This window comes from Mesorhizobium sp. USDA 3734 (assembly GCF_056279665.1).
On the sequence record NZ_JBWCCW010000001.1, the window covers coordinates 1,418,056 to 1,432,462 of the forward strand.

Consider the following 14,407-nt stretch of genomic DNA (forward strand, 5'->3'; position numbering starts at 1 on the left):
TCAATGCGCCGCGCCGATTGCGCGACGAAACGATCTGCCTTGCCAAAATTCCATGAAGGACACGCCATGACCGATCGGCAAATCGACGAAGGGTTCGAAAGCCTTCCCCGGCTTGTTTCGCTGATTTGGCCCCAGGACAAAACGGCGGAGGAAAACGATGCCGACCTGACGCGGCACATCAACCAGCGTCTGATCGAGAAATTGAATTCCGATTGGGGGCGCGGTGCGTCGTCCTACCCGTCAGCCCCGTTCCGTGCCGATGCGCATGCCTCCGCCGGCTGGCAGGATTCGCGCAGCCCACGTGACCTCGTCGTCCTGCTTCTCGCGGTTCTCGGCGAAAGAGCGGGCGTAAAGCGGTTCCGCGATCTCGATGACGAGGCAGCCGGGAACGTCCTTTCATTGGTAACGGCGGCTGGCGATGCGCAGTTCGGCAAGGACACATCGACGGCCTTCGGCCTGTTGCGGCAGCTCGTCTACGACGTGTTGTTTGTCGATACATGGGAAGGCGAGGCTCTTGGCTGGGGCTGGCTCGACCGCGGCGGAAATCGCGGCACGATGGGAGCCTGATATGGGCAGCTCACATGATCTCGTCGTCGTTGGGGGAGGCTGGGCCGGCGCGGTGGTCGCAACCGTTGCTTGTCGTAGCGGCTTGAAGACACTGGTGCTGGACAAGGGCGAGACCGCAGGGCTGATAGGCTCCGATGTCTTCTATCGCCCGCGCGCCGCCAGCATTCCGCCAAGGCGCCTGCCCGATCCGACGCAAGAAACCTTTACCCTGCGGCATGACAGCCGCTCGCCGTCCTTTCCGATGCGGACACTCGGCACATTCCTGGCCGGTCGCGGGCTTGGCGGCGCTGGCTTGCTGTGGGGTGGCATCAGCGCCCGCTTCCACCCACACGCTTTCCAGTCCAAGACTTTCTATGGCGAATTGCTGGGTCTTCCCTGGGCTCGTGATTTCGATTATCTCGACTGGCCGATCGGCTATGCCGACCTCGAAGCCGATTATAGCTGGGCGGAAGCCATCCTCGGCGTCGCGACGACCGACGGCTTGCCGCCGGAAGCCTATCGGCGCTCCCGAACGCTCCCCGGCAAGCCGCTGCGGATGGGCCGCGGGGCGGCCCTGCTAGCGGAGGCCGCGTCGGAGATCGGCCTTGCGGTCACGGAGATGCCGGCAGCGGTTGGCTTCGAACCCTATGCCAACCCGCTTGGCGTCGTGCGCGGCATCAACCCGCGCCACGGCTATTCGCTGGCCACGCCGCTCAACACACTCTGGCCAGCCGCGGCTGCAACTGGCAACCTCGAGATTCGGTCGGGCCATGCCCATCGCATCCTGCATGATCGTGACCGGGTAACGGGCGTCGTCTATTCCGATGAAGACGGCGAGCGGAGGACTGTTTCCAGCGCGTGCGTGGCCCTCTGCTGCTGGACGCTGAACAACGTCCGGTTGCTGCTGCTCTCCGGCATCGGCGAACCCTATTCGCCGGGCGAGGGCGGCCGGGTCGGACGCCACTATGCAAACCACATCGGCGCCCAGGCGCAGGGCTTTCTACCTGACGCGGTATCCAAGGTGCAGTCGACCGATGTTGCCGGCTGGGCGAATTCCGATTTCGATCCGGGTCCGAGCCTACCGGCAGACTACGTCGGCGGCGCCCGCATTCATGTGCCGGGGCTGAACAACCCGCGGCGGGAAGCACCGACGGTACCAGCGGATGCGCCGCAATGGGGCGCTGGCTGGCAGCAGGCCTTGCGCACCTATGCCGGCCGTGCCGTCAGCGTGAGCATGCTGGGTGAGGTCGTGCCGCACAAGCACCGCTACCTCGATCTCGACACGACGTATCGCGACGCCTGGGGCGATCCGCTGCTGCGGTTGAATTTCGACTGGCTGGACAACGACCGGCGCATGGTCCGAAGGGTCGGCGCCACGCTGGACGCCATCCTGCGGAAGGCAGGCGCAGCCCTCTCGAAATCCGGTACGACGCTGCCGGAGCACTACGACACCGTCCACTACACCAATTCCCACGCGACCGGAGGAGCGGTGATGGGCAGCGATCCGTCGACCTCGGTGGTCGATCCGGACCTGCAATCGTGGGACGCTCGCGGCCTCTGGGTCGTCGGTGCGTCAGCCTTCCCGACAAGCCCTGCGCCCAACCCGACGCTCGCCGTCATCGCCCTTGCGCACCGTGCGGCCCGCTCCCTCGTCCGTCAATCGATCGGCACCAGAATTTCCGAAACAGTCTAACCCCGGCCCCAGGTCAACGGAGAACACCATGCAGTTTGCCATCAACAGACGCCATCTTCTTCTCGGCTCAGCCGCCCTCGGCACAGCGCTTTATTCTGGTATTGCCGGCGCGGCCGGCAAGCTGGCACTGACCGATCCGCTGCCGACCGAAGTTCCGAAAGGCACGAAGCTTCGCATCGCCGACCAGAACCAGACCAACGTGACGCTGCTTCGCTTGTCTGGTGGGCTCAAGGAACTGGAGAAAGACGTCGATATCGAATGGCAGAACTTCAATGGCAACAATTTTGTCCTTGAAGCGCTGAGGGTGGGTGCCGCCGATGTCGGCTGGGGCACGGATATCGCGACGGCCTTCGGACGCGCCCAAGGCGCGGAAATCTACAATATCGGCTATACTCGCAACACCCGCGACTACTATGGCTTCTACTCGGCGCCCGGCAGCGGCATCACCTCGGCGACCGAGCTCAAGGGCAAGAAGATCGCCTATCCCAAGGGAACGCAGATGTCGGCCTATATCCTGCGCGTGCTCAACAAGGCCGGCCTCAAGCCAGCCGACGTACAACTGATCAATGTCACAATCCCGGACGTGGCGGACACTTTCCGCTCCGGCGAGGTCGATGCGGCCGCCATCACCGCGCCGCTGCGCTCGCGGATCGAGGCGGAGTTCAAGGACCGGATCCACCTGCTTCCAGAGGGTGTGAATCAGGGTAGCGGCCTCGGACCGATCTATGCGACCCGTGCTGCCTTGGAGGATCCGGCAAAGGCGGCCGCGCTCGTCAAGTTCGCTCGGCTCTGGACCATCGCCCAGCTCTACAAGGACGACCATCTCGACGAGTATGCTGACGCGGTCTATGTGAAGCTGCGCAACTACGATCCGGCTACGGCCAAGAAACTGGCCCAGCTCGAAGGCAAGACCGATATCCCGGCCTTCACGCCGGAGCTTGCGGCCGAATTGCAGACCACGGTCGACTTCATGGCGTCGGTCGGCGAGCTTCCGCAAGGTCTCAAGATCGCGGACTACTTCGACTATCGCTTCGACGCGATCAATCAGGCTGCCCGCAAGGAATACGCAGGCATATGAGTTTTTCACGGACGGTCCGCATCAGGACCGAACAGCCCATTCCGTTTCTGAGGCTGCTCGGCCCCTTGCTGCTTCTTGCCATCTGGGCCGCTGCATCGGCATTCGGCGTACTCGACCCCAGAACGCTTCCGGCGCCCTGGGAGGTCGCCGAAAGGGCGTGGCAGTTGCTGGCCGACGGAGTCCTTCAGAAGGCCCTTGCCGCATCGTTGCGCAGGTCGATGAGCGGCCTCGCCCTCGGTGTTCTGTTCGGAGTCCTGTTCGCGCTGATTTCTGGGCTCAGCCGTTGGGGCGAAGCGCTTGTCGATGGGCCGCTGCAGATATGGCGTGCCACGCCGGTTCTCGCGATCATCCCTCTCGCCATCTACTGGTTAGGCCTCGGGGAGCAGATGAAGATCATCCTTATCTGCCTCACTACGATGATTCCTGTCTACATCAACACCTCGGCGGCAATCGCCGGTGTCGAGAAGCGCTACATCGAACTGGCACATACGATCAGGCTCACCCACTGGGAATTCATCCGCCTTGTGGTCGTGCCTGGCGCCCTTCCTGGCTTCTTTACCGGCTTGCGCCTTTCGGCCGTGAGCGCCTGGCTGGTGCTCGTCGTGGTGGAGCAGACGAACGCGATCAACGGGCTTGGCTATATGGTGGGTGAGGCGCGGCTGAATGGTCAGGTCGACATCATGGCCGTGGGCCTCCTGGTCTATGCCCTGCTAGGCCTGATAACGGACGGCATTCTCAGAGTGGTTGAAAAAAGGGTGCTTTCATGGCGCAAGACGTTTCGGTGATCCCGCCCAAGCGTGGCGTAGAGGCTCGCGGCCTGACCCGGCGTTTCGAGGGCAGAACCATTCTCGAAAACATCGACCTGACCATAGGTCCAGGCGAGTTCGTCGCCCTGCTCGGTCACAGCGGGTCTGGAAAAAGCACCATGCTTCGCGCGCTAGCAGGGCTCGATCCGGACGTCGAGATCAGCGGCGCTCTTGTGGTGCCGGATGCCACAAGCGTCATTTTCCAGGACGCGCGACTGCTCCCCTGGCAGCGAGTGCTCACAAACGTCAAGGTTGGACTTAGGGTCGCAGACGCGGGGAAAGTGTCCATAGCTGCCCTTCGCGAGGTCGGCCTGGCCGGACGCGAAAAGGCCTGGCCGGGCGATCTGTCGGGCGGTGAACAGCAACGCGTGGCGCTGGCGCGAGCGCTTGTGCGCGAGCCGGAACTACTCCTGGCCGACGAACCCTTCGGCGCGCTCGACGCATTGACCAAGATCGTCATGCATCAGTTGCTGCGCGATCTCTGCGCGGTTCATTTGCCCGCCGTCCTGTTGGTCACCCACGACGTTGACGAGGCCTTACTACTGGCCGACCGCACGATTGTCCTGCACGGTGGGCGGATCGTGCTGGACGAGATCGTGCAACTGCCCCGTTCCCGCAGCCGCGCGGATCCAGAATTCATTTTCCATCGCGCAAGGCTACTTGAGGCATTGGGTGTGTCAGCTTACTGATCCGCATGCGCACTGTCGATGAGATCGGCTTTGTCTGCATCGACGACGCGCCTGCGATTGTCTCGTCGAAGGTCGGTACGCGCGGCTCTTCCAAATGGGTGTGTTCATTCTCAAGCTTATGCGGAACTCCTCGGCTGAGACGCTGAGATCAAGACCTTTCCCAATCCAGCCCGATATCGAGGATCGGCGCACTGTGTGTGATCCAGCCGATCGAAATCAGGTCGACGCCGGTCGCGGCAATTGCAGGGGCCTTCTGCGCAGTCACGCGGCCCGATGCCTCGGTAATCGCCCGTCCGCCAACCATTGCCACGGCCTGGGTCAGCTGCTCGAGCGACATGTTGTCCAACAGCACTGCGTCGGCTCCGGCCGCAAGTGCCAGTTCGAGCTGCTCAATCGTGTCGACTTCCGTTTCGATCCGCACCAGGTGGCCGACCCCGGCGCGTGCCCGCTCGATGGCCGTGCGGATATCACCGGCAATCGCAATGTGATTGTCTTTGATGAGAACGGCATCGTCGAGGCCGAAGCGATGATTGGCGCCGCCACCGGCGCGCACCGCGTATTTCTCCAAGGCACGCAGGCCAGGCGTCGTCTTTCGCGTACATACGATTTTGGCCTTGTGGCCACGCACGGCGTCGACGACCGCTGCGGTTTGCGTGGCGATGCCGCTTAGATGGCAAAGGAAGTTGAGCGCGGTCCGCTCGGCGGCGAGCAGCGCTCGGGCAGGTCCTCGCACTCTCGCGGCGACATCTCCGGCCGAAATGGCGGCGCCATCTGAATGAATCACGGTGACTTCGGTCCGTGGATCGATCAGCGCGAAGGCGAGGGCGGCGACATCGAGGCCAGCAATCACGCCCGGCTGCCTTGCCGCGAGCACCATCGTCGCGGTGGCATCACCTGGAACGATCGCGTCGGTGGTGATGTCGCCGGCGCGCCCCAGATCCTCGAGCAAAGCGGCGCGCACCGCCGGCTCGACCATTATGCGCGACAGCGGCGTCAGCGTCATGGTCAAGCCCTTCCGCCGAGCAGCATCGCGGTTTCGGAAGTCCTGTCCCAAAGGATCGCCGCCGCCTCGAAGGTCCCGTCAATGGTCAACCGCATCGATCGTGACCACGCATCGCGCCGAGCGAAATCGGTCCGAAAATGCGAGCCCCGGCTTTCCTCGCGACGAAGCGCTGCGATGGTGATCATCAGCGCCACCAGAGCTGGATCTGACGCAGCATCCCGACCGGCGGCGATCGGCGCCAGGCTCCTCGCCGCTTCGCACAGCGTCTCGCCGTCGCGCTCGATACCGAGCGCGTGCGAGGCGATCGCGCGTATGCGCGAGGCGTCGGGCCGCGCCGGCACGATCGCCGGCTTCAGCCGTTTGTGCGTGCCCGGCGGCGCCGCGGCTACGCTCTTCGCGACCCACGCGGCCGACGTCACGGCTTCTGTGAGCGAGTTGCTGGCAAGGCGGTTGGCTCCATGCAGCCCGGTCCTGGCGACCTCGCCACAGGCCCACAAGCCGCGAAGCGAACTGCGGCCGTCGGCGTCGACGGCCACTCCACCCATGTGATAGTGAGCGGCGGGACGCACGGGGATCCGCTCCACGGCAGGGTCGATGCCGGCCTCGTGGCAGAGCAACGCGATCGCCGGAAAGCGCTCGGCAAACCTCGACCCGAGACACTGCCGCGCATCGAGGAACGTGCGATGCCCGGCGTTGAGCTGGCGCCAAACGCCCCGCGCTACCACATCGCGCGGCGCCAATTCGCCCGCAGGCGTGTCGGCGAGGAAGCGCCGGCCAGCCTCATCGACGAGAACCGCGCCTTCGCCGCGCACCGCTTCGCTCACCAGCGGCATCGGGCGCCGCAGGCCGTCGAGCGCGGTCGGGTGGAATTGGACGAATTCAAGGTCAGCAAGCTCCACGCCGGCGCGAGCGGCAAGTGCCAGACCCTGGCCGAATGAGCCAAGCGGGTTCGTCGTGTGATGGAACAGGCCGCCTATGCCTCCCGTCGCGAGGATCACACGGCCTGTCGAGAGCGTCATCGCGTCGGTGGGTCCGACGGCAAGCACGCCGGCTATCTCACCGTCCTCGACAAGCAGGCGCCGCGCCTCGACACCTTCAAGGACTGCGATCGAAGGCGCCCGTCGTACGGCTGCGGCGAGCGCTCGGATCAATTCACGGCCGGTGGCGTCGCCGCCGGCGTGGACGATCCGCCGGCGCGAATGCGCGGCTTCGAGCCCAAGCAGAAACGTACCCTCGCAATCATGGTCGAATCTGACGCCCAGCTTCGCGAGATGCTGAACCGCTTGCGGCGCCATCTCAACGACGCGCCTCACCGTCATCTCGTCGCAAAGGCCATCACCGGCCGCGAGTGTATCGGCAAAATGAAGGTCCGGGCTGTCATCGCTGCCGAGGCTGGCCGAAAGCCCGCCCTGGGCGAGCATGCTGGAGGCTTCGCCTCCCAGCAAGGCCCTGGAGATAAGGACGACCGGTTCCGGCGCGAGATGAAGCGCCGTCATCAGCCCCGCAATCCCGCCGCCGACGATGACCGGCAGGCCATGGAGGTCTCGCCCGTTCATATGGCGAGCATCCGCTCCACCGCCCGGCGTGCCCGCTCGGCTACTTGCGGATCGATGGTGACGATGTGACGGTTCTGCTCGAGCGCTGCGCGTATGGTGGCAAGCGTGATGCGCTTCATGTGCGGACAGAGGTTGCATGGGCGCACGAAGTCGACTTCCGGATGGTCGACGGCGACGTTGTCGCTCATCGAGCATTCGGTCATCAGCACGACCCGTGCCGGCTTGTGCCGCCCGACATAGTCCGACATTGCCGCTGTCGAGCCCGCGAAATCCGCTTCCGCGACAACGTCCGGCGGACATTCGGGATGGGCTAGCACCGTGACGCCGGGATACGCCTCGCGCACCTCGCGAATGTCGGCGGGCGTGAAGCGCTCATGCACTTCGCAGTGCCCCTTCCAGGCGATAATCTCGATCTTTGTCTGCGCCGCGATGTTCTTTGCCAGATATTCGTCGGGCAGCATCATCACTCTCGGCGCGCCGAGCGCCTCCACCACCGCCAGCGCATTGCCTGACGTGCAGCAGATATCGGACTCGGCCTTTACCGCGGCGGACGTGTTGACATAGGTCACGACCGGCACCCCTGGATAGCGTTGCCTCATCAGGCGCACGTCCGAGGCCGTGATTGAATCCGCCAGTGAGCAGCCGGCGTCGAGATCCGGAATGAGTACAGTCCTGTCAGGATTGAGCAGCTTGGCGGTCTCGGCCATGAAATGCACGCCGGCGAGCACGATGACATCGGCATCGACCGCCATCGCCTTGCGGGCTAGTGCCAGGCTGTCGCCGACGATGTCGGCGACGCAATGGAAAATCTCAGGCGTCTGGTAATTGTGCGCCAGGATGACGGCGTTGCGTTCGCGCTTCAGGGAGAGAATGGCGTCGATATCGTCGGTGAAAGCCGGCCATTCCATCGGCGGGATCACCCGCCGAACGCGATCATAGAGCGACGCGGCTGTAGGCAGCAAATTGGACATGAGCACTCCAATTATTCTCACAGTGAGTATAATTAACGATATACTCACTGTGAGAATAATGGTTGTCAAGCCCGTGACTGTGGTAATTTCGTCCCTGCGACAACCCGCTCGTCGAGAATGGCGTGGCGGAAGCGGAAAAGCTTGGCCGGCCGTCCGACAGCGTCGGCTGTCGTTTCTCCCGCTTCCTCCACCAGGTCCTGCTGCTCGATCAGGCGCCGGAAGTTCGGCTTGTGAACCAGCCTTCCGGAGAGCGCTTCCACGGTGCGCTGCAGCTGAAGCAAGGTGAAGACGGGTGGCATCAGTTCGAACACGACGGGCCGATACTTGATCTTGGAACGCAGTCGCTCCATGCCCGTCGCCAGGATGCGGCGATGATCGGCTATCATTGAGGTCCCGGATGCCGACGGAGAGGAAGGCCCCAACTCCGACCCCCGCTTGGCCTCTTCGACCAAGGCTGCCTCATAGAGGAGTTCGTAACGTTGCAGTACGAGCTCCTCGTTCCAGGGACGGCCGTCAAAGCCGAAGGCAATCGCAGCCCGCTGCCTCCGCTCGCGCTTCAACGAATCCTGGCCAGCATCGTCTGCCCAAGCCAGCAGCCGCGGTTGAAATATGGATTCTATGATGGACGGGATACCGGCGCGGCGGTCTTCCCAAGGGAAACAATCGTACCAGCCCCGCCACGCGCGCTTGCTGGAGCCGGCAGCATGGTCGGCCCGCGTCAGAGCGAGGTAGCTGATCGAGATCACCCGCTGCTGGCGTTGCTCGCCGATCCTGTCGCTGTCGGCGAAAGTATAGAGCTGCTCGATATAGCCGAGTTGGTGACCGGTCTGGTGTTCCACCCAAGCCCTCAGGCCAGACTGCAGGGAGCGATGGCCAAGCTCGAAGGGACCGGAGGGCAGAGTGTCGGCCTGCCCGATGGTGAGAACGCTCGGTCCTTGATCCGTCATGGCCACGACAACCGCGATCAGATCCACGTTCGCTTCGTGGGCTTTTCTGGGAGCTGTCTCTTCGCGGGTTATTGTTTTCTGGTTCTGCATGATTATCGCAAGGGCCTCGGCCCGCTGTAATTGAGGCCCGATTGGATTGAATCGATACGAAGGTGAACCGCCTCCGTTTCTTCGTCAACGGGCACCCGGGGACGACGCGATGGATGAAGAGTTACGTCGGCTATATCGAGCTCAATTCCGTCCGGGACGGACGCTTGCCAGGGGCAGGCCCACGCTGGTGCGTGAATCGGTGGCTTTTGTGGTCTCGTCGCATTCCGCGAGCAAGAACGGCTTCCTCAATCCGCAACGACGGCTACTTGCAGACAAGGCGCATGATGGTATCGATATTGAACTGCAGCCTTGTATCGAGAGCTTCCCGTGACATCAGATCACGCTCGTAGATGATGGCGCCCGTAAAGCGATTGGTGAAGTAGTAGTAGCCGATGGCGGCGATCGTGATGTTTAGCTGAACCGGATCGATGCCGTCTCTGAACAAGCCCTGCTTCGCGCCGCGCTCCAGAAGCGTGTCGACCATCGTGACCAGGCGTCGGCTGATGTCCTGAACGACCTTGGATTTCTTGAGATGGCGCGCCTTGTGCAGGTTCTCGCTGTTCACCATGGTGAGGAATTCCGGATTGTCGAGATAATATTTCCAGGTGAAGCGCACCAGCTTTTCCAGCGCATCCTTGGGGTCGAGATGGTCGAGTTCCAGCTTTTGCTCGGCCGTTCGGATATCGACATAGGCGTCTTCGAGCACACGCTGGAACAGGCTCTCCTTGCTGTCGAAATAATGGTAGATCATGCGTTTGTTGGCTTTTGCGCGCGCGGCTATGTCATCCACTCTGGCGCCGCCCAAACCCTTCTTGGCGAATTCCTGCTTGGCGGCCGCGAGTATCCGCTTCTGGGTAGCCTCCGCATCGCGAATTCTTGGCTTTCGTGTCTTCGCCACCAACATCTTTTTTCCTAACTGGTCCATTTTGGCTCCGCCATTTGACCATCGATATGGCGCACTAACTGGATTGTGACCAGAGCGGCCAGCGAATTGTCACAAGGCACTCCGCGGCGGCCAGGGGTCGGCCGATAGCGTTGGTCGGGTTCACGGCAGACATCGGCGTTCTGCTGCATTCTGCAAAGGCTTCCTATTCCCGTCTGCCTCCGAAGTTAAAGGCCAGTTCAACTAACCCAATAGTTACATAGAGACACCCTGCAGCGCAATCGGGTGGGTCGCCCAATGTCCAGAGGGACGCCGGCACAGCGGCCGGAGTCCTGTTGACAAGCTGGTTCTAAAAAAGTAACTAGATAGTGCGTAAAGGTTCAACGGAGTGCGCGTCTTGGGAGGATGCTCACTCGAATTCGGATCAGCAGGGAGAGAGAAAAAATGTCGTTCATCAAGAAATTCATCGAGCAGGAAACCATCAATCGCCGCAACCTGCTTCTCGCGTCGGCCTACGGGCTTGGCGGTGCTGCGGCGCTGCGCACCCTGGGTGCGACACCGGCGCGCGCGACAACCGCAAATCCGACGATCGCCTGGAGCTACCGCGATCGCACAAACCCCTACTGGAACTACATCGTGTCGGGCGGCGAGGCCTTTGTCGAAAGCCTCGGCAAGCCGAAGAGCGCGCTCGTCAACCTCATCAACGAAGGATCGAGCGAGAAGTCCCTCGCCGACGTGAAGGCGCTTCTGGGCAAGGAGGGCAGCAACCTCGCGCTTGCGATCGATGCGAACGACGCGCCGAACTGCCGTCCGGTCGTCGAGGCGGTCGCCGCCGCCGGCGCCTATGTCTCCACCATCTGGAACAAGACAGACGACCTGCATCCATGGGATTTCGGCGACAACTATGTGTCGCATATGACCTGGTCGGACGAGGGGCCTGCCGAGAAGACCGCCCGCATCCTTTTCGATGCCATGGGCGGCAAGGGCGGTGTGGTACATCTCGGCGGCATCGCGTCCAACAATCCGGCGATCGAGCGCCTCAACGGCTTGAAGAACGCGCTGAAGGATTATCCGAATGTGCAGTTGCTCGACGCCCAGCCTGCCGACTGGGACACGCAGAAGGCAAACCAGATCATGGCGAGCTTCCTGACCCGCTATGGCGACAACATCAAGGGCGTGCACTGCGCGAACGACACGATCGCCTACGGTGTCATAGAGGCGCTGCGTGCCGAAGGCATCGAAGGCATGCCGATCGTTTCCTATGACGGCAACCAGCAGGCTGTCGAACTCGTGGCCAAGGGCGAGATCCTGGCGACCGTCTTCACCAATCCGCATTGGGGTGGCGGCATCACGGCGGCACTTGCCTATTATGCGGCGACAGGCGCGTTCAAGCCTTCGGCCGAGCCCAAGGAACATCGCGAATTCTACGGCCCGACCATCCTCGTCACGCCCAAGGATGCCGCCGAGTTCAAGGCGAAGTACCTCGACAGCACGCCGAAATACGACTGGAAGGACTTCTGGGGTCCGGGCAACGGTCAGATCAAATACAAATAATCGACCTGCCGGCGGACGCGCACCGGCAGCGGCGCGCGTTCCGATTCCGGCGGTCTGCGATATGCTTGCGACGGCGACCCGCTTCGCCGTCCCTTGCCCGTGGGAGAAGAGCGTGGACAATTTCTTGACCAGAGACAATTTGCAGAAATGGGCGCCGCTTCTGGTGCTACTCGCGCTCGTCCTGTTTTTCTCGATCGCCAATCCGAATTTCCTTTCCATGCGCAACTTCGCGCGCATTTCCATTCTGTCGACCCCGTCACTGATGATCGGCGTCGGTGTGACTTTCATCATCCTCATGGGATCGATCGACCTCTCCATGGAAGGGGCGGTGGCTGTCTGCGCTGTGCTGTTCGCCACCATGTTCACGGCATTGGGGGGGAGCCTGGCAGGATGGGGATGGCTGGCGATCCTTGGCGCGCTGTTCGTTGGAGCTCTGTTCGGTCTGATCAATGGGCTGGTGCATGTCGGGCTGAAAATACCGTCCTTCATGGCGAGCCTGTCGATGGGCTTCGTCGGCATCGGCCTGTCACTGCTGATCACGGGCGGTGACCGAATCCGCGTCGAGGACCCGCTCTTCCGCTCGCTGCTTACCTATCGGCTGGGTGGCTTTCCACTGATGGTCTATGTCGCGCTGGCCGCGCTGCTCATTGCCGGCTTTATCCAGGGACGGACGAAGATCGGGCGCAATTTCTATGCCGTCGGCGGGGGTGAGGATCTCGCCCATGCATCCGGCCTGAACGTGGCCAGGGTGCGCATCATAGGCTTCGCCATTGCCGGGGTTTTCTACGCACTCGGCGCAATGCTGGCGGTAGCGCAGATCGGCATTGCCGAGACAGTTACCGGACGCAACCTGATGTTCGTCTCCATCACTTCCGTGGTCGTGGGCGGCACCGCGCTTTGGGGAGGCGCCGGCGGCGTGTGGAACACACTCGTCGGCGTCCTGATCGTCAATGTCATCGGCAACGGCATGGTGGTCATGGGATTGCCGAGCTACGTCCAGGACGGTGTGCTCGGCCTGCTGGTCATCATCGCGGTCTATCTGTCGACCGATCGTCGCTCTTTGTCTTTCGTGAAGTGACGCGCAAATGTTCGAACTTCAAAAAGTCGAGAAGAAATTCCCCGGCGTGCACGCGCTGAAAGGCATCGATTTCACCATCAAGCGCGGCGAGATCGTCGGCCTTGTCGGCGAGAACGGTGCTGGCAAGTCGACGCTGATGAAAGTCATCTACGGCGCCTATCAGCATGACGGCGGGCAGGTGCTCGTGGATGGACGGGCGGTGCGCTTCCACAACCCACGCCAGGCCATGGATATGGGCGTCGGCATGGTGTTCCAGGAGCAGTCGCTGATCCCGAACCTGACCGTCATGGAGAACATCTTCCTCGGGTTCGAACAGCAGTTCGTGCGCCTCGGCGTCGTCAACTGGAAGAAGATGGCGACGGCGGCTCGTCAGCAGCTCGAGAAGGTCAAGCTTTCGATCGATCCGGCAACGGTCACCTCGAAATTGTCCTTCGCACAGCGCCAGTTGGTGGAGCTCGCCAAGGTGCTGACTCTGGAGGAGCGCGTGCAGGGCGATCTCGTCATCCTGCTCGACGAGCCGACATCGGTGCTGGCCAAGGAGGAAATCGAACTTCTGTTCAGCCTGGTCAGGGACCTGCGCAACCGCGCCTCCTTCATCTTCGTTTCGCACCGGCTGGACGAGGTCATCGAATTATCCGACCGCATCTATGTGATGAAGGACGGCTCCGTGGTCGATGTCGTCGATGGCAAGGATGCCGATGTCGCGTCGATCCAGCACAAGATGGTCGGGCGCAACATCAGCAAGGAATATTACCGCGAGGAGAAGCAGAAGCCCTTCGATGCCGCAAAGCCTCTGCTCGAAGTCGACGGAATCAGCCTTGCGGGTCGCTACAAGGACATTTCGCTCAAGCTGCATGCCGGCGAGGTTCTCTGTCTGGTCGGTGTCGAGGGTTCGGGGCGCGAAGCGATCTTGCGCACCATCTTCGGCCTGCAGAAGCCGCATCTCGGCCACGTCACCCTGAAGGGCAGGCGCGTCGAGACCTTCAGTGCCGCGCATGGGGTGGAGTGCGGTGTCGGCTACGTGCCGCGCGAGCGCAAGGTCGAGGGCATGGTCGGTGGCATGACCGTCTATGAGAACATGACGCTGTCGCAGATGCACAACTATTCGAATGCAGGCGTATTGGAGATTGCCAAGGAGCGAGGGCTTGCCCGCGACTGGATCAAGCGGCTTTCGATCAAGGCGTCTTCAGAGAACGTCGATTGTGCCAATCTCTCCGGCGGCAATCAGCAGAAGGTGGTGCTCGCCAAATGGCGGAGCGGCGGTTCCGACATCATCCTTCTCGACCATCCGACGCGCGGCCTGGACATCGGCGCCAAGGAGGACGTCTACGATATGGTGCGCGACATGTGCGGTGCCGGCGTAGGCATCATCCTGGTCGCCGACACGCTCGAGGAGGCAATCGGCCTCAGCCATACCATTGCCGTCATCAGGGATGGCGAAATCCGCAAATGGTACGACTGCCCGCCCGGTGGCAAGCCGTCTCTTTACGATCTCATCCACTACATGACATGA

At 62.3% G+C, this 14,407-nt stretch carries 13 protein-coding genes; 8 read left to right on the forward strand and 5 right to left on the reverse strand.

What is annotated here, in order from left to right:
• Positions 1-66 precede the first annotated feature (66 nt).
• From ACZ89F_RS06685 to ACZ89F_RS06705, 5 genes are all read left to right on the forward strand, one after another.
• Positions 67-567: a hypothetical protein gene (locus ACZ89F_RS06685; RefSeq protein ID WP_476090962.1), complete on the forward strand. Its 501-nt coding sequence runs from the start codon at positions 67-69 to the stop codon at positions 565-567.
• A 1-nt stretch (position 568) separates the two neighbouring features.
• Positions 569-2,239 (forward strand): GMC oxidoreductase, encoded by a 1,671-nt coding sequence (locus ACZ89F_RS06690; protein WP_476090963.1) that lies wholly within the window; start codon positions 569-571, stop codon positions 2,237-2,239.
• Positions 2,240-2,267: 28 nt separating this feature from the next.
• Positions 2,268-3,317, forward strand: a complete 1,050-nt coding sequence (locus tag ACZ89F_RS06695) for an ABC transporter substrate-binding protein (RefSeq protein WP_476090964.1) — start codon at positions 2,268-2,270, stop codon at positions 3,315-3,317.
• A 65-nt stretch (positions 3,318-3,382) separates the two neighbouring features.
• Entirely contained in the window at positions 3,383-4,102 is a 720-nt protein-coding gene (locus tag ACZ89F_RS06700) for an ABC transporter permease (RefSeq protein WP_476090965.1), read from the forward strand.
• A complete protein-coding gene (locus ACZ89F_RS06705) occupies positions 4,081-4,812 on the forward strand; it encodes an ABC transporter ATP-binding protein (RefSeq protein WP_476090966.1) in 732 nt (243 codons plus the stop codon). The genes ACZ89F_RS06700 and ACZ89F_RS06705 overlap by 22 nt, the downstream gene beginning before the upstream one ends.
• Positions 4,813-4,960: 148 nt before the next feature.
• On the opposite strand, the gene nadC is transcribed toward ACZ89F_RS06705, so the two are convergent.
• From nadC to ACZ89F_RS06730, 5 genes are all read right to left on the reverse strand, one after another.
• On the reverse strand, positions 4,961-5,815 hold the full coding sequence (gene nadC, locus ACZ89F_RS06710; RefSeq protein ID WP_476090967.1) for a carboxylating nicotinate-nucleotide diphosphorylase: 855 nt from the start codon (positions 5,813-5,815) through the stop codon (positions 4,961-4,963).
• A gap of 2 nt (positions 5,816-5,817) precedes the next feature.
• Positions 5,818-7,371 (reverse strand): L-aspartate oxidase, encoded by a 1,554-nt coding sequence (locus ACZ89F_RS06715; protein WP_476090968.1) that lies wholly within the window; start codon positions 7,369-7,371, stop codon positions 5,818-5,820.
• Positions 7,368-8,342 (reverse strand): quinolinate synthase NadA, encoded by a 975-nt coding sequence (nadA, locus tag ACZ89F_RS06720; protein WP_476090969.1) that lies wholly within the window; start codon positions 8,340-8,342, stop codon positions 7,368-7,370. Before nadA ends, ACZ89F_RS06715 begins: the two co-directional genes overlap by 4 nt.
• A 65-nt stretch (positions 8,343-8,407) precedes the next feature.
• Entirely contained in the window at positions 8,408-9,379 is a 972-nt protein-coding gene (locus ACZ89F_RS06725; protein WP_476090970.1) for an NUDIX hydrolase, read from the reverse strand.
• Between the two features lie 262 nt (positions 9,380-9,641).
• Positions 9,642-10,277, reverse strand: coding sequence for a TetR/AcrR family transcriptional regulator (locus tag ACZ89F_RS06730; RefSeq protein WP_476090971.1), 636 nt, complete (start codon positions 10,275-10,277; stop codon positions 9,642-9,644).
• 429 nt (positions 10,278-10,706) lie between these two features.
• Here ACZ89F_RS06730 and ACZ89F_RS06735 point away from each other — a divergent pair, with 429 nt between their 5' ends.
• From ACZ89F_RS06735 to ACZ89F_RS06745, 3 genes are all read left to right on the forward strand, one after another.
• Positions 10,707-11,816 (forward strand): sugar ABC transporter substrate-binding protein, encoded by a 1,110-nt coding sequence (locus tag ACZ89F_RS06735; RefSeq protein ID WP_476090972.1) that lies wholly within the window; start codon positions 10,707-10,709, stop codon positions 11,814-11,816.
• A 112-nt stretch (positions 11,817-11,928) separates the two neighbouring features.
• Complete coding sequence (locus ACZ89F_RS06740) at positions 11,929-12,894, forward strand: ABC transporter permease (RefSeq protein ID WP_476090973.1); 966 nt, start codon at positions 11,929-11,931, stop codon at positions 12,892-12,894.
• Between the two features lie 7 nt (positions 12,895-12,901).
• On the forward strand, positions 12,902-14,407 hold the full coding sequence (locus ACZ89F_RS06745) for a sugar ABC transporter ATP-binding protein (RefSeq protein ID WP_476090974.1): 1,506 nt from the start codon (positions 12,902-12,904) through the stop codon (positions 14,405-14,407).